Here is a 16059-nt window from a genome sequence, read left to right as displayed (position 1 = left end):
GCTGAGGTGCTTGTTCTCGTGACTTTTACACCCGGTTCGCATGCTTAGTTCCCCTATGGGCGCGCCGTCGCGGAGACGCGAAGCCGCCCTCGCCGGATGAGGGGGACGTGTGAATGGGGACACTGGTGAAATCATTAGTGATTCAATCAATTAGGCCTTCCGCATGCGGCCGGTGGCGGAATTCACGGCCCGAAATACCGGTACGGGTTTCCGCCCGGGCGCGTCTCGACTGCCGTCCTGCCCGCCGGTGAGGTGGTGAGGCCGTGGGAAGTATGGACGGCGCGACAGCGCCAGGGGTGACAACCGTGTTTCGGTCCGTCACATCCCCGGCACCCGGACCGTCGCGGGCTCCCGACCCCTCAGGAGAGCGCCGCGCGGGTCTGCCCGACGTCGGCGGGCGGCCGCGTGCCGAAGGCGGGCAGGGTGACGTGGAACCACGCCCCGCGCTCGGACGGCCGGAGTCCGATGGAGCCGCCGTGCGCCTTGACCACCACCGCGGCCACGCTCAGCCCCAGGCCGCGGCCCCGGCCGGGATCGGTGTCCGGGCCCGCCGGGGGAGCGTGCTCCGCACGGAAGAACGGCTCGAAGATGTGGTCCCGCGCCGTCTCGGGAACACCGGGACCCTGGTCGACGACGTCGATGACCTGGCGGTCGCCGTCCAGCCGCAGCCGCAGTTCGGCCGAGGTGTTCTCCGGAGTGTGGATCAGCACGTTGGAGACCAGGTGCCCGACCACCTGCTCCAGCCGTCCGGGGTCGCCCTCCACCAGGTGGATGGGGGACTCCGCCACACAACGCAGGGTGTGCGTGTGCCGGGGGCCGGACGCCTGGGCACGGCGCACCGCCTCGGCACAGATCCGGGCCAGGTCCACCGGACGGCGTTCGAGCGCTCCGCCGTGACTGAGGTGGGCCAGCAGCAGCAGGTCCTCGACCAGCTGGTTGATGCGCTGAATCTCCCGCTCGACCTGCTCCATCGCGTGGTCCATGCGGTGCGGGTCGTCCAGCGCCCCGAGCCGGGCGAGCTGCGTGTACCCGGTGATGGTGGTGAGCGGGGTCCGCAGTTCGTGACTCGCGGCACCGACGAGCTCGTGGAGCCTCAGCTCCGCGTTCCTGCGGCGCACGGACCCCTCCTCGATGCGCCGCAGCAGGTAGTTGAGGGTGTCCGCCGTGCACTGCAGCTCCCGCAGCGACCGCGTCGCCACGGGGACGCGGGCGGACGGCTCGTCGCTGCCCTCCGCGATCTGCCGGGCACTGCGCAGCATCTCCCGGAGCGGGACCAGCGTGCGCCGGCTGCACCACAGGGCACCGAGCACCAGGAGGGCGATCAGCGGGAGGCCGACGGCGGTCTCGACACCCACCAGGGTGCGCACCGCCTCCCGTTCGGAGGCGGTCGACCGGGCGGTGACCAGGTAACCACCGTCGGGCAGCCGGGACACCACGGCGCGCACGGTCCCGCCCGCGAAGGCCGTGGGACGGCCGACGCCGGCGCGTTCGCGCAGCACCCTCGGCGACAGCGGCAACCGGCTCGTGAGGGAGGTGGCGCCGTCGCGCTGCCGCACCTCACCCCGCCCGCCCACCACCGCCCACGACGAGCCGTCCCGGGCCGCGGGCAGCGTGCGGCCCTCGCTCAGCGCCTGCATCCGCCGGCGATGGACCTGGACGATCTGCCGGTCGCCCTGCTCCCGCAGGCGGCCGGACAGGGTGAGCACGCAGTAGATGTCGGCGCCCAGCACTCCGATCGCGACGATCAGCAGGAAGCCCGCGGTGAGCCTGCGTGAAACGGACTTGAGCCCGGGGCGGGACCGGGGCGCCCGGCCTCCGCCGCCGCTCGGGATGGTACCCGGGACGGTGGGCATGGCGTCAGCCCTCCGCGGGGTGCGCCGGCGGCGTCGTGCGCACCAGGTAGCCCGCTCCGCGAACGGTGTGGATCAGGGACTGGTCGGTGTCGCCCAGCTTCCGGCGCAGGTAGTAGATGTACGTCTCGACGATTCCCGACTCGCCCTGGAAGTCGTAGCTCCACACGTTGTCGAGCATCTGCGCCTTGGAGATGACCTGGTCGGCGTTCTCCATCAGGTAGCGCAGCAGCGCGAACTCCGTGGAGGACAACTGCACCGGCTGCCCGTGCCGCCACACCTCACGAGTGTCCCGGTCCAGTTCCACCCAACCGGCGCGCAGTCTGCGGCCGTTGGCCGACGTCACCTCGCGGCCGCGGCGCATGACGGCGCGGATGCGGGCCACCACCTCGTTGAGGTCGAACGGCTTCGTGACGTAGTCGTCGGCCAGTTCGAGGCCGCGGATCTTGTCCGCGACGGCGTCCCGGGCGGTCACGAACAGGACCGGCGCGGCGACCCCCGTGTCCCGCAGGCGCCGGCAGACCTCGAAGCCGTCCATGTCCGGCAGGACGACGTCGAGCAGGATCACGTCCGGGCCGTGCTGGGCGGCGCGGGTGAGCGCCTCGCCTCCGCGTGCCGCGGTGACGACCTCGAAACCCATGAACTGCAGCGCCATCGTGAGCATCGAGGCGATGCTCGCCTCGTCCTCCACTACGAGCACGGTCGACTTCGGGGACGTGTCGCTTCTGGTCATCGTGTGTGTCGCACCATTGGGAGTGAGTTCGGACCTGAGCTGCCGACATCTGCTGCCGAGTCGAAGGAGACAGTAATCACATGGGCTGGCGGTCATGATGGCACAGGGGTGATCCATCGGCTCCGGATTCCGATCGCCCTCTGAGCGTACTTTGATGCACCTTTGATGTTGGTGGACTTTGCTGACCGGACATGACGACATACGCAGGAGCCGAACCCGAGCTTGACCTGCTGTTCATGGTCGAAAAGAACGACAACGACGACGTGGACGAGGCGCGGCGCAGAGTGCAGCGGGAGATCTTCTCCGCACTGACCGAGGTGGTGTCCGGCCAGGGAGTCTGGAGCAAGGAGAGCGCGGCCCGCATCCGCGCCGAGGGCCGGGCATGGGCGCGGCGCGGCGGGGCGGTCGACGACCTGCTCGCCATGCTGCGCACCATGACACGCCGCCTCATCAACCGCTGCACGGTCAGCGCTCACAACCGCGACTCCCTCGGGCACGAAGTGATGGTGCTGCGGCTCGGTGAGGCGAGCCGTCGGGTCGGCCGGGAGCTGAGCTGCGGATTCTTCGAGGACGGCGACGACGGCGCAGCCCCGCCGCCCGCGGGCGCCCCCGCCGGCCGTGCCCCGGCGACTGCCGGTGGGTCCCGCGCGGTCCTGGGCGTGCGCGCGCCCTCGTGCACCCTCGCCGACATCGACGCGGTCTTCGTGAACCACGCCCGCGCGCGCGTGCTCGAGGCGGCCGAGGGCGCCTACGTCCTGCCGGCGGCCGGCCTGGACCGGCAGGCAGCCGCCGCGCTGGCGCGCAGGGCCCACCAGGACCTCCCGGGCGACGTGTGGATCGCGATGTACTGGCAGGAGTCGGTGCCCGGATCACCCCGGGAGCGGGAGAAGCCGGACGAGAGCGGCCTGTCGGTCGTCGACGGCATCGGCGCCACGCTGCTCGCGCTCGGCTGCCCGCCCGGTGTGTACGAACTCGACGACGTCCTGGTCGAGTACAGCGCCGCGGCGACGCCCGCGGTGTCCGAACGACTGGTGAGGATGGTCGAGCCGCTGCACGAAGAGCCCGTTCTCTGGGAGACCCTCACCGCGCTCATCGCCGCCGACGGCGTCCGTCACCGGGCCTGCCGGAGCCTGGGCGTCCACCGCAACACACTGGACCGCCGGCTGCAGCGCATCGCCCTCCTGACCGGCCAGCGTCCCGAGAGGCTCCGCGGCCTCGCCACGCTGCGCGCGGCCCTCGCCGTGGTCGCCGTGACCCGGCTGCGGCGCAGCGCCCGCCTCGCGGGGGCCGGGAAGGACGCACGAGCGGCACTGTGGCCCCACGCCACCCTCCCGCTCGCCCCGGCCGCGGCACCGCTGCGCCCCGTCGCCACGGCCATCTGACCCCGCCGCACCGCTCTGCCTCTCGTCCCTCCCCTTCCCGCAGCACCGGCGCCGGAGCTCATCGACTGCTCCGCGACAGCAACGGCCGCACGGGCCCACCCCACGCCCGTCGTGCACCGTCCCGCCCGGCCACACTCGCCCGGCCACACTCGCCCGGCCACACCCGGCCGGACCCATCGCGGCGGCCCCCGACCCCGGCCGCCGAATCGACAGCCGTGGCGGAGTGCGTCGCGAAGACCCACCCGCTCCTGCCCGAACCCGCCGCCCCCCGTGTCCGAACACGCCCCGCGCCGGGTCCTCGTCCGCCCGCCGCCCGCCGCGGCACCCGCAGGTCCGCACGGCGCGGCCACTGACCACCGCAGCGGTTGCCGCCCGAATCCCGCGGTCCGCGTGCCCGGACCCGTGGGCAGCGCCGCTCGAGCGATCCTCGCGGCACGTCCCCCGCTGCTACGGTCCTGCCCGGGCTTTCCGCAGGTGTGCGGCACGAGGCGGGACAGCACGCGTGCATCCCGTTCCTCACACCCCGAAGAACACCTTCCGTGAACGCCCCCGTGAACGAGTCCCTACAGGAGCCGTGGTGGCCTTGCCCAGAATCGAGAAGGCGGAGGACGCGACCCCGCTGGTCGGCCGGGACACAGAACTCTCCCTCATCCGCGAGCACGTACTGGGCGACGGCCGGGCCGTCCTCCTGCGCGGTCCCGCGGGCATCGGCAAGACCAGGCTCATGTCCGCGGCGATCGACGAACTCGCCGCGGACGCCCACGTCCTCACCGTCAAGTGCCCCGAGGACGCCCGCGGCGCGTACGAGGCCGTGCGGATGCTGTTCGCCCCGCTCGCACTGACCGAGGGCGACACCGCCGGCCACCCGCTGCTGCGCGGCAGCGCCCGCCTCGCCCTGCCGGCCCTCACCCGGGACCGGACACCCGGCCAGGCGCCCGCCGACGGCTACGCCGTGATGCAGGGCCTGTACTGGCTCACGGCCGGATTCGCGGCCGAGCGGCCGGTCGTCCTCGCCGTCGACGACCTGCAATGGTGCGACGAGGCGTCGCTGCGGTGGCTCGGCTTCCTGCTGCGGCGGGCCGAGGACCTGCCGCTCGTGCTGCTGCTGAGCCTGCGCACCGAGGAGGCGTGTCCGCCGCCCCCCGCCGCTCTCGAGGAGATCGCCGGGGTCCCCTCGTGCCTCACCCTCGACGTACGGCCGCTCACCGCCGAGGGCGTGGGCGCCCTCCTCACGCACTTCCTCGGCGACCCGCCCGACCCGGCGCTCGTGGAGACCTGTGTGCAGATCACCGGCGGTACCCCGTTCCTGGTGCACCTGCTGGCGGGCCGGTGGAGGGAACACTCCCCGCCGCCCGAGGCCGACGACCCGGCGCCGGACGACGGAGCCGACTACAGCCTGGCGGCCCGTTTCCGGATCGACCGGCTCACGGCCGAGCAACGCGCCGTGGCCAGGGCGGTCGCCGTGCTCGAGACCGACGGCATCGAGATGGTGGCCGCGCTCGCCGGCACCCAGCCGGAGCCGGCCCGCCGCGCCGCCGAGGGCCTGCGCGCCGCCGGCCTGCTGCGGCCCGACTCCCTCGCCTACCGGCACGACCTCGTACGGCAGACCGTGCTGAAGACGGTGCCGCACGACGAGCGCGCCCGGCTGCGCGAGCGCGCCGCCCGGCTCCTGGACGATTCCGGGCGCCCGGCCGAGGACATCGCCGCCCAGCTCATGCTCCTGCCGGGAACCCCGGACCCTTGGATGGTCACCGTGCTGCGCTCCGCCGCACTCGACGCGGAACAGCGAGGCGCGCCCGCCATCGCCGGCCAGTACCTCACCCGGGCGCTGCGCCACGACCCGGACGACGTCGAGTTGCTCGCCGACACCGCGCGGGTGTTTGCCCACAGCGACCCCGGCACCGCGCTGCTCCGCCTGGAGCACGCGCTGTCCCTGACGACCGACCCCCGCACCCGGTGCCGGCTGGTCCTCCAGTACACCGTCACCTCACTCGGCGTCCAGAACTCGCTGCGCGCCTTCGACCTGGTCCACGAGACCCTGGACCGTGCCGTCGGCGAACTGGGCGACTCCCCGGCCGACCAGGCACTGCGCGCCCGCGTGGAGGCGATGGTCCTGGTCTCCGGGCTCGACGAGAAGGCGACCGTGCGGCAGGTGCGCGAACGCTTCCGCGACCACGCGCCGCCGTCCGGCGCGACGGCCGACGAGCGCGTGCTGCTCGGCATGCTGTGCGCGCTGCGCACCCTGGAGGGCCGGCCCGCCGCGGAGCTGGTCCCGACCGCCCGGCGGGTCCTGCGCCTCGGTGACGCGGGCCTCGGCGGCTGGGGAGCGCTCGGCGCGGGACTCACCCTGTACCTGGCGGACGAGATCGAGCCCGTCGACACCGCCTTCACGGCCCTCCTGCAGCACGCCCGCAGCCGCGGTGAGGCCTGGAACTGCGCTCTCGTCTCGGCCACCCGCGCCCAGGTCCGGCTGTGGGCCGGGAACGTCACCCAGGCGCTGTCCGACGCCCAGTTGGCCTTCGACCTCATGGACCGGGAACTGCGGGTGGAAGGCGCGGTGGCCGCGCACTGCGCCCTCGCGGCCGTCCACACGCAGCGTGGCGAGCCACGTCGCGCGGAAGACCTCATCACCATGATCCGGCGGCCGCGTCTGGACCAGTTCACCCTCGAGTACCACACCTACCTGATGACCCGCGCCCGGATCCGGGCGGCGCTGGGCGACCTGGAGGGCTCCCTGGAGTGCCTGCTGCGCTGCGGCGACAGCCTCACCGCGGCGGGCATCGGCAGTCCGGTACTGGCGCCCTGGTGGTTCGACGCCGCGCTGGTGCTGGCCGAACTCGGCCGGGTGGAAGAGGGTTTGGACGTCGTCGAGCGCGTCGGGCCGTCGGCCGAACGGTGGGGTACGGCCCGGGTACGGGGCATGCTGCGACTCGCCCACGGCGCGCTCACCGAGGGCGACCCCGGTATCGACGAACTGGCGGCGGCCGCCGACCTGCTGGCCGCGAGCCCGGGGCGGCTCGAGCACGCCCGTGCCGAACACCTGCTGGGCCGGCGCCTGTTGCAGCGCGGCGACGCCCAGGGCGCCAGGACCCGTCTGCACCGCTCCATCGACGTGGCCGTCCTGTGCGGCGACAGGCTCCTGGTCGACCAGGTCCGTCCCGTCCTCGCCGCCGCGGGCGGCCGGCTGCGGAGGGGCACCCGGTCCCCGGCCGACTCGCTCAGCGGAAGCGAGCGCCAGGTCGCCGAGCTGGCGGCCGCGGGGGCCACCAACCGGGAGATCGCCGAGGCCCTGTTCCTCACCCAGCGGACGGTCGAGTTCCACCTGACCGGCGTGTACCGCAAACTCGGCCTGCGGGGACGCCGGCAGATCGCCGACGTGCTCGCCGGGGGCCACGGACGCACAGGTCCCCGGACGCGGCACGAAGACGCGTGAAGGCCGGGCCGGGGCAGGGGGCATCGTGAGGATGCGGCTCTTCCCGTACCTGACCTGGGCGACCATCGGGATGATCTCGTTCGTGCTCGTCTACATGCTCACCGATCCGGCGGGACGGGACCAGGTGATCATGTCGGTGCTGGCGGCCGTGCTGGTCCTGGCCGTCGCCCTGGTGCGGGAGCGTCTGGCCGACCGCCGAAGTGCCGCCGTGGGGTGACGCACCACGGCCGTCCGCCCCGCCGCAGCGGCGGGACGGACGGCCGTGCGCGCCGGGCGCGCGGGGGCGGTGGTTCGCGGACCGCGGGTCACACCACGCCGCTCTCCCACCACCATGAGCCCGAGCCGTAGGAGGGGTACTGGACGCGGCTGTCGGTGTGCTGCCACGAGTGGGTGTAGGCCTCCAGGCCGGAGAAGCCGCAGGTCTCGGCGATCCGGTAGGTCTGCAGGGTGGTGTGGCCGGAGACCACGATGTCGGCGGCGACGCCGTACACGTGCATGCTGTTGGACGCGCCGCCCACGGCCGCGTTGTGGGAGACGCTGCGGAAGCCGGAGTTGATGGTGATGGAGCTGTTGCCCGCCTTCTTGCGTACGGCTTCCAGCTTGTACATCAGCCGGCGCACGTTCTCCTTGACCTCGGTGGAGCCGACCTTGCCGCCGCTGAAGCCGGAGCCGTCGGCAGAGTAGAACTCGCTCCAGTCGAAGTGCGCGGTCGAACCGTCGCTCGACTCCAGGCTGTTGAGCACGCTCTGGGTCTGCGGGCCGACCACGCCGTCGGCGGTCAGTCCGTAGGCCGACTGGAAGCGCTGCACGGCGGCGGTCGTGGCCGGGCCGAACGAACCGTCCCAGGCGACGTACGTCTGCTGGGCGGTGGAGGCGGCCCAGCCGCCCACACGGATCTGCAGCTCCACCACATCGGAGCCGGAATTCCCCTGCTGGAGGGTACGGCTCCACCCGTAGGCCGACGCCGGTCCGGCCGAGCCGAGGTCGGTGGCGGCCGCGAGACCGAACGCGGCCGCCATGCCGGCGGCGCCCCGCAGCAGCGCGCGGCGGCCGACGGGGCGGCCCGGGTGTCCTGCTGGATTCATGAGTTCTCCTTGTCTCGGCGTCTGGTCCGTGTCCGGTTCCTTCGACCCCTGTCCTGGCGGGGCCCGCCGGTGCGGGCGGGCCGCGTCAGGCGACCAGCGCCTGCCAGGTGTTGGAGCCGACGATGCCGTCGACGGTGAGGGAGTGCGCGGACTGGAAGGAGCGCACCGCGCTGTCGGTGGCCGGCCCGAAGGAGCCGTCGACGCTCAGCGAGGCGCCGTGTGCCACGAGTTGGCTCTGCACGGCCCGGACCGCGGCCCCCGAGGAGCCCTGCTGCACCGTGACGATGAGCGCCTGCCAGGTGGCGGGACCGACGATGCCGTCGACGGTGAGGGAGTGCGCGGACTGGAAGGAGCGCACCGCGCTGTCGGTGGCCGGCCCGAAGGACCCGTCGACGCTCAGCGAGGCGCCGTGCGCGACGAGCAGGTACTGCACCGTCCTGACGCGTTCACCGGTGGCCCCCTGCTGCACGGTGGGCCAACTCGCCGTCGGCGGCGGGTTGTAGGTGCTGCCCTTGGCGAAGTTCTGGAGATCCGACAGCGTGCCGTTGAAGGTGTCCTGGTCGCCGGGGAAGGTACCGGAGTCGGCGTACTGCCACAGTGTCTGGGCCGACCAGCCCGCGGGCAGGGAGCCCGGGCCGCTGGCGTAACGGGCGATCCACAGCGGGTTGGTGGCGCCGAAGCCGCCGTAGTTGCCGGTGCACGTGGTCCACCAGTCGGTGGTGGTGTAGATCGTGGGGTAGCGGCCGGTCCGGGTGCGCACCTCGTTGCTGAAGTCCCGGATCCAGGAGACCATCGCGCTCTGGCTCAGCCCGTAGCAGGTGGCTCCGTAGGGGTTGTACTCGATGTCCAGGGCGGGCGGCAGCGTCTTGCCGTCGGCGCTCCAGCCGCCGCCGTGGCCGACGAACCAGTCGGCCTGCGCGGCTCCGCTGGAGTTGCCGGGCAGCGCGAAGTGGTAGGCGCCCCGGATCAGTCCGGCGTTCGCGGCGCCGTTGTACTGCTGCGAGAACGAAGGACTGGTGTAGGTGGTGCCCTCGGTCGCCTTGACGTAGGCGAAAGCGGCACCGGCGCTCCTGACGGCGGCCCAGTCGACGGTTCCCTGGTAGCCGCTGACGTCCAGACCGGCCGGCCCTGTGCTGGCAGCGGCCGTGAGAGTGGTGGAGCCGGAGCCGGAGCCGAGGCGCTGAAGCCCGGATCCGGCGTGGTCGTCCAGCGGGTGGGTCATACGGACGGGAGCCACCGCACCGCCCGCGGGTGTCACGGAGGCGGAGGCGGGCTGGGCGAGTGCGACGGCCAGGGCCAGGGTTGTTGCTACGGCCGTCACCACGGCCGCGAGGGCCGGCAGGCGGAGCGGGCGTCTGCCGACTCTCGCGGATCCGAACCGCGACAGGACTGCTGCGAGCATGCTTTTCCCCCGAGTTCGGGCCGGCGTCCGCGGGAGGTGGGACCGCGGCGGACGGATACGAGTGCGGTACGCCGACCGGCGCGTGAGGCGTCGTGTCGGTGTGGTGTGTGGTGGTGCCAGAGGTGACTGGTGCGCGCGTTTGAGGTGTCTCTGACAACAAGCTACGCGCGTGGAACCCGTGACGGAAGACGGCTGCCGGGACCGGTGCGATCGAGGGTCCGGCCGCCGGCGCCCGGCTGGCCGCCCTCTCGCGTCCACGGCCAGTCCGCACGTCCGACGCGAACGGTCACCGACAGTACCGAGGCGTGATGTGACGCCCACCTGCCTGAAAGGCCAATCACCCGAACCGCACTGACGAGACCTCAATCAGATGACACGAATCAGTCCCACCAGTTGAACATCAGCTCGCCGACCGTGCGGGGACACCAGTGACGCACCTGTTCCAGCTCTGCTTCGGCGAGCTCGCTGGTGTCAGTCGAGGCCAACGGCATGCTCAGTTCTCCGACGCCCAACGGCCGGAAGCCTCCCAGCTCGAATGCGTCCGCCCACGCCGGCGGGGAGGCGAAGTCCGCCAGAGGATCACCCGCCTCCGGAGGACTCGCCACGAAGGCAACGACCGGGAGTACCTCGTGGCACAGGACGGTCGACCGCATGCCTGAGGCGGTGATCAGAGCCGTATGGAAACTCGGCGTGACCCCGGCCGGAGTCACTTGGCCGACCGTGCCCCGGATCGACCGGGCCACCGCATGGCAGGCGGTCTTGAAGGCTACGACGTTCACCTGCGGCAACGCGTCATCGCCTCGCCCCCAGAACCCGGTGGCTCCTCGCGCTACACGGATCAACGTACGACTCGACTCTCGTTCCGGGACGTCAGGTCTGACAAAGATGCCACGCGACCGGGCCGACTGATCACGCACTGAGCTGCAAACGCTTGATCCCGATGCAGTCACAGCAGGTGGGCGAGCTGATGCGCGCTCTCTCGGGAGAGCCGACCGACCGGGCCACGGGCCCGTGCGCATGCTCACTGAGCCGCTCCTCGTCAGACTGCGGTAGGAGCGCCGGGGAGAGCCGTGGCCGCCGGCCGGGGGGAAGTGCGTCAGCCTTCGCGGCCGGGGAGCATGGCCAGGGCCTGGGAGCGCCGTGCGACGAGGTCGTCGTAGGTGCCGTCGCGCTCGGCCCAGCGGTGCATGAGGACGCCCTTCACGAGGATTTCGTGAGGGGTGGGGTTCTCCGAGAGCAGGTCCATGACCTCGGTGGCGAAGTCGTCGAGCGGCAGCGCGTGCGGGTTCACCTTTTCCTGACCCGCCGTGGCGACGGCCGGGGGGACGAGCTCGACGACGCCGACACCGGTGCCGTCGAGCTGCGCGCGCAGCGCCTCGGAGTAGGCGTGCACCGCGGCTTTCGAGGCGGCGTAGCTGGGCATGGGCGGGAAGGGCAGGAAGGCGATGCCGGAAGTGACGGTGACGAAGGTGCCGGCGCCCCGCCGGATCAGATGGGGGGTGAAGGCGTCGATGGCCCGGATGGTGCCGAGCAGGTTGGTGTCGATCGTCGTCTCCGCCGCCTCGAAGTGCGCGGGGTCGCGCAGGTCCTCCAGGAGCATGACGCCCGACATGGTCACCACGGTGTCCAGCTCGGGATACCGGGCGAGCACGGCGTCACGAAATGATGCGACGGAGGCACTGTCGGTGACGTCGACACCGAAGGTGCCGAAACCTTCCCCGGCGAGTTCCGAGAGTGCCTCCGGGCTGCGGCCGCCGACGGCCACGGTGCTGCCCGCTGCGGTGAACCGGCCGGCCAGCTCCCGTCCGATACCCGAGGTTCCGCCCACGATGAGAACGGTGCGGTTGGAGAGATCCACGAGATCTTCCCTTCAGTCCAGGGCGCCGTAGGCCCTCGGGCCCGGCGCGGACAGTGATGTTCTCCGCCTCTTTCGAAACGGTGTCACCGCAGAGTCTTGGCGGCGTTCGCCGGGTGTGGCAGGGCCCCCGTCTTCCCAGGTCCTGCCAGGGCCCCCTCTGAGACACGCGCACCGCATTACGGTGTCGGTATGAAGGATGAGGAAGCCGGCAACCGGCTCGGCAGCTACCTTCGTGCCCGGCGTGAGCTGGTCGCCCCGGCGCAGGCAGGAATTCCCTCCGGCGGTAACCGCCGCGTGCCCGGCCTGCGCCGTGAGGAGGTCGCCCTGCTCGCCGGGATCAGTCCCGACTACTACCTGCGCCTGGAACGGGGCCGTGACAAGAACCCCTCACCCCAGGTTCTCGAATCACTCGCGCGCGTCCTGCAGCTCGACGACATCGAACGCGCGTATCTGCTCGGCCTCGCCGCGGCACGCCCCAGGGCGCCGCGCCGCAAGCGGCCCGAGCACGTACCGGCGCGGGTGCACGAGCTGCTCGCCCACCTCGAGATTCCCGCGTTCGTCGAAGGGCGCGCTTTCGACGTCCTGGCCTCCAATCCCATGGCCGTCGCGCTCTCCCCCCGCCTGCGCCCCGGCCAGAACCGGCTTCGCTCCCTCCTCCTCGATCCCGAGGAACAAGCCTTCCACCAGGACTGGACCAAAGCCACGGCCCATTTCGTCGCCGCCCTTCGCACCACCATCGGGGACGACACCGACGACCCCCGGTTCGTCGAACTCGTCGGAGAACTCGCGCTCTCCAGCCAGCGGTTCCGCACCCTGTGGGCCCGCCACGACGTCCGCAGCCTGGACGGAGGCACGACCACGGTCCACCACCCGGTCGTCGGTGAACTACGTCTCCACCGGGACAAACTCCCCGTCGAAGACGTCATCCTCGTCGTCTACTACCCCGACAAGGACAGCGACAGCGACGAGAAACTACGGCTCCTCGCCGCACTCTCGGACACCGAGTCCGCCCGCACGGCGCGCGACGACTCGGCGGACGCCCCGCACCCGAAGCCACCGTGACGAACACGCGCCGCCCCGGCGTCGCACAGCCGAACGCGCGCGGCATGGGTGCCGTCACCCGCGAGACCGCCCCGATCCCGGATCACCAGCCGTCGCGTCGCCCTTCCCGCGCGGCGACCGCAAGCCCCGGAGGCGGCTCGCGGCGCATCCTGGCGAGGTCGATCCTCCGCCTAGCGTTGCACGGCACCGGATCCCGCTCTGGACCGGCATGATGCGAACGTCGCTAGCTGTGCTCGGCCGTGCGGGCCCGCAGAGCCGCCATGTGACGGTCGTGCACCCTGCTGAGCAGCAGCAGCGACAGGACCGCCCCGATCAGGGCGCAGAACATGTCCCACTGGGTGTCCCACACATCACCATGGGTGGCGAGGAACGCGTCCGCGCCGTGCCCGCCGATCTCGGCGGCCGCCCACTCCAGCAGCTCGAAGCAGGCGCTGAAGGCGAGGCAGGCGCTCACGGTGAGCGGCGCCAGTGCCGCCCACACTCGACAACGCTGCCATGCTGCTGTCGCTCGCCCTGGATCTGAGCAGCGGACCGGCAAGCTGTGCTCATGACCTACGGAATCGAGTCCCACCTCGCCTGGTGAGCGCCCAGGAAAAGCGCAACGCGCTCACTCCTCCTATCGCTCTGTATGACCACGCCCTGCATCTGCTGAGCGAGTCTCCCGACGGAGTCCCGCCCCGGCGCGGTTACCCCCTGCCCCAGAAGATTGCAACGGGCAAGGATCCACTCTAGTGTTCGGCCGCGGGCCCGCCCATAGCCCCGAGTACCTGCTGGACGACGGTCGACTGCGGGCCGAGGCTGAGCCTCGCGAGGTGCAACTCGCCGAGGCCGACTGCACCGAGGGATGCTGTGGCGCGCTCCACGTCACCATCCGGCGAGACGCGGACCAGGTGGTGTGGGAGAACTGGCGGCAAACCATGCCGGGCTCCCGCGAGCCCGCACCGGAGCTGCCCGCCTGCCGGTTCGACGCCCGCTCCTACGACACCGAGATCACCAGGGCGGAGACTGACTGCTCCTGGTCCTGGCGGGCTCGCACCACCGCCCGCCTGATCAAGGCGGGGCTGATCGAGGAGCCGGACCTGTTGAGCCGATGGGATGCGAGCCGAGGGTGGATCAGCAGCGGCTTCGACGCCCCGGACACCGCCGTGGTGACGTTCTGGTACGTGCCGGGGCCGGCGTCTGGCAGTCCGGAACGAGCCGACCATCCCCTCCGGTTCCGCTGGGACATCCCCGACGACGGCACCCCGCCCGAGGCACAGGCAGCCGCCGCGTTGCGCCGACTGGCCGAAGAGGACCCGAAGTCCTACGCACGGGTGTGCGGCGGCAGCCGTGAGCGTGCCGAGGAGCTCGGATTTCCCTGGCCCGGCCGCGGCTGAGGGCGAGCACGCCAGGCGTTGAGGAGCGCCGGCTGGGCCAACGTCGACCCGACGGCGAGCCGGGACGAGCAACTCGCCGACATCCGGGCCGTCTACCCACCGGAGAAGGAAACGCTCGGCGCTCTGTCCATCCGGATAGGACCGCTCGCGCAGTGACGTGCGGACCTGCCGCCGGCAGTCCGCCAAGCCGATCCCGTCCGTTCCCTCCCCCGTGGCTGGTCGCCATCGCCCGGTAAAGGGTTCGGCATCGTCCGTTCAACGCTCTTGAACTGTGCATGACCTGTTCGATGAGATGCGCGGAGACCACTTCGCGATCACTTCATCTGACCGCGACCACTCTTCGTGAGACTCCGAATCGCAGGGGGATTCATGCACATAGCCCGCACCGGGCTGGGCGTCGTGGCCGCCACGGCCGTCGCCGCCCTCGCGGTCACCGCTCTGGGGACCGCCGCACCCGCCGCCGTACCGCACACCCTGGCGGTACCGGCCGTCGCCGGACACACCCTGGTCCACGGCGTGAGCAGCCCGCTGACCAGCGAGCAGTGCCAGGCCAAATGGCACATCAACTGCTACACCCCGCTGCAGTACCGCACCGCGTACGACCTCAACGCCCTGTACAGGAAGGGCGTCACGGGCAAGGGCCGCACGATCGTCATCGTCGACTCCTACGGCTCCCCGACCGTCCAGCACGACCTGGACGTCTACAGCAAGCAGTTCGGGCTGCCCAGCACCAAGGTGAAGGTGGTCAAGTGGGGCCACGTCCCCGCCTTCGACCCCAAGAACTCCGACATGACCGGCTGGGCCGGCGAGACCACCCTCGACGTCGAGATGGCGCACGCGGTGGCGCCCGCCGCCAAGATCGTGGTCGTCGAGACGGCGGTCTCCGAGACCGAGGGCACCACCGGTCTGCCGGAGATGATGGACGCCGAGAAGTACATGATCGACCACGGTGTCGGCGACGTCATCAGCCAGAGCTTCGGCGCCACGGAGAACACCTTCCCCGGCTTCGACAGGGGCGACTTCTCCAGCATCAAGAAGCTGCGGTACGCCTTCCAGGACGCGAACCGCAAGCACGTGACCGTGCTGGCGGCCTCCGGCGACGGCGGCGCGACCGACCTGAAGCTCGACGGCAAGACGTACTACGGCAAGCGCGTCAACTCCTGGCCGTCCTCCGACCCGTTGGTCACCTCCATCGGCGGCACCCAGCTGCACCTGAACGACAAGGGCGACCGCGTCAAGCCGGACAGCGTCTACAACGACTACGGCTCCGGCGGTGGCGGCCAGTCCCACGTCTTCAACCGCCCGTCCTTCCAGAACGGTGTGAAGGGCAAGGTCGGCACCCGCCGCGGCACCCCCGACATCTCCATGACCGCCGCGGTCAACGGCGGTGCCTGGATCTACTCCAGCTACGACCCGACCGCCGTGGGCTGGGACGTCAGCGGCGGCACCAGCGAGGCCACCCCGCTCTTCGCGGGCATCGTCGCGCTCGCCGACCAGGCGGGCGGCCACCGGGTGGGCAACATCCAGCAGGCGCTGTACGGCCTGTACGCCCACCACGCCAAGGCCAACGGCGTCGTCGACGTCAACGACGGCACGAACAACAGCTACCAGGGCGTGACCGGCTACAAGGCCGTCAACGGCTACGACCTCGCCACCGGCGTGGGCACCGTGGACGCCCTGAAGTTCGTCCCGGCTCTCGCCAAGGCGAGCCGCCACGGCTGACGCCTGACGACGACACAAGAACGGCCCGGGTCCCCACCCGGGCCGTTCCGTGTCTGCGCCACCCCAACGGGTTCAGTGGCCGTAGTCGGTCAGTGCGCGCATGCCCGGCCGGCCGCGCGGAAACCTGGCTCAACTCATCAGGTCCTCCTGGATTCG

11 protein-coding genes and 4 pseudogenes are annotated in these 16059 nt (G+C 71.6%); 7 read left to right on the top strand and 8 right to left on the bottom strand.

Annotated elements, in window-relative coordinates; translation table 11 throughout:
- Positions 1-359 precede the first annotated feature (359 nt).
- Positions 360-1853: a sensor histidine kinase gene (locus tag AQJ66_RS25410; RefSeq protein WP_061926618.1), complete on the bottom strand. Its 1494-nt coding sequence runs from the start codon at positions 1851-1853 to the stop codon at positions 360-362.
- A 4-nt stretch (positions 1854-1857) separates the two neighbouring features.
- The gene (locus AQJ66_RS25405) at positions 1858-2583 is read right to left on the bottom strand and encodes a response regulator transcription factor (RefSeq protein ID WP_061926616.1); all 726 of its coding nucleotides are present in this window, start codon (positions 2581-2583) and stop codon (positions 1858-1860) included.
- 191 nt (positions 2584-2774) lie between these two features.
- On the opposite strand from AQJ66_RS25405, the gene AQJ66_RS25400 reads away from it, so the two are divergent.
- The 3 genes and pseudogenes from AQJ66_RS25400 to AQJ66_RS25390 all read left to right on the top strand — a co-directional run.
- Entirely contained in the window at positions 2775-3965 is a 1191-nt protein-coding gene (locus AQJ66_RS25400; RefSeq protein WP_079060423.1) for a helix-turn-helix domain-containing protein, read from the top strand.
- A 577-nt stretch (positions 3966-4542) separates the two neighbouring features.
- Complete coding sequence (locus AQJ66_RS25395) at positions 4543-7398, top strand: AAA family ATPase (RefSeq protein WP_061926612.1); 2856 nt, start codon at positions 4543-4545, stop codon at positions 7396-7398.
- A gap of 22 nt (positions 7399-7420) precedes the next feature.
- A pseudogene (locus tag AQJ66_RS25390) lies at positions 7421-7615 on the top strand (amino acid transporter); the annotation flags it as partial.
- Between the two features lie 88 nt (positions 7616-7703).
- Here the strand turns inward: AQJ66_RS25390 and AQJ66_RS25385 are convergent.
- The 5 genes and pseudogenes from AQJ66_RS25385 to AQJ66_RS25370 all read right to left on the bottom strand — a co-directional run bounded on the left by AQJ66_RS25385 (position 7704) and on the right by AQJ66_RS25370 (position 11743).
- Positions 7704-8483: a D-Ala-D-Ala carboxypeptidase family metallohydrolase gene (locus tag AQJ66_RS25385; RefSeq protein WP_079060422.1), complete on the bottom strand. Its 780-nt coding sequence runs from the start codon at positions 8481-8483 to the stop codon at positions 7704-7706.
- 85 nt (positions 8484-8568) lie between these two features.
- Complete coding sequence (locus tag AQJ66_RS40315) at positions 8569-8952, bottom strand: peptidoglycan-binding domain-containing protein (RefSeq protein WP_279617341.1); 384 nt, start codon at positions 8950-8952, stop codon at positions 8569-8571.
- Positions 8953-8991: 39 nt separating this feature from the next.
- Positions 8992-9885, bottom strand: a pseudogene (locus tag AQJ66_RS37755) (lysozyme); the annotation flags it as partial.
- Between the two features lie 380 nt (positions 9886-10265).
- Entirely contained in the window at positions 10266-10664 is a 399-nt protein-coding gene (locus AQJ66_RS25375) for a hypothetical protein (RefSeq protein WP_159052638.1), read from the bottom strand.
- Positions 10665-10981: 317 nt separating this feature from the next.
- Complete coding sequence (locus tag AQJ66_RS25370; RefSeq protein ID WP_061926607.1) at positions 10982-11743, bottom strand: SDR family oxidoreductase; 762 nt, start codon at positions 11741-11743, stop codon at positions 10982-10984.
- A gap of 189 nt (positions 11744-11932) precedes the next feature.
- On the opposite strand from AQJ66_RS25370, the gene AQJ66_RS25365 reads away from it, so the two are divergent.
- Positions 11933-12805, top strand: coding sequence for a helix-turn-helix transcriptional regulator (locus AQJ66_RS25365; RefSeq protein ID WP_061926605.1), 873 nt, complete (start codon positions 11933-11935; stop codon positions 12803-12805).
- 223 nt (positions 12806-13028) lie between these two features.
- On the opposite strand, the pseudogene AQJ66_RS25360 reads toward AQJ66_RS25365, so the two are convergent.
- Positions 13029-13274 (bottom strand): annotated as a pseudogene (locus AQJ66_RS25360) (DUF2238 domain-containing protein); the annotation flags it as partial.
- A gap of 343 nt (positions 13275-13617) precedes the next feature.
- Between AQJ66_RS25360 and AQJ66_RS25355 the strand changes: the two are divergent.
- The 3 genes and pseudogenes from AQJ66_RS25355 (at position 13618) to AQJ66_RS25350 (ending at position 15903) form a co-directional block, all read left to right on the top strand.
- Entirely contained in the window at positions 13618-14181 is a 564-nt protein-coding gene (locus tag AQJ66_RS25355; protein WP_208611452.1) for a hypothetical protein, read from the top strand.
- Between the two features lie 18 nt (positions 14182-14199).
- A pseudogene (locus AQJ66_RS40310) lies at positions 14200-14337 on the top strand (ASCH domain-containing protein); the annotation flags it as partial.
- Positions 14338-14550: 213 nt separating this feature from the next.
- Positions 14551-15903, top strand: coding sequence for a S53 family peptidase (locus AQJ66_RS25350; RefSeq protein ID WP_061926603.1), 1353 nt, complete (start codon positions 14551-14553; stop codon positions 15901-15903).
- Positions 15904-16059 lie beyond the last annotated feature (156 nt).

The organism is Streptomyces bungoensis, from assembly GCF_001514215.1.
Lineage (GTDB): Bacteria > Actinomycetota > Actinomycetes > Streptomycetales > Streptomycetaceae > Streptomyces > Streptomyces bungoensis.
Note: the sequence above shows the minus strand (reverse complement) of the source record. Positions and strands in the feature narration are given on the sequence as shown.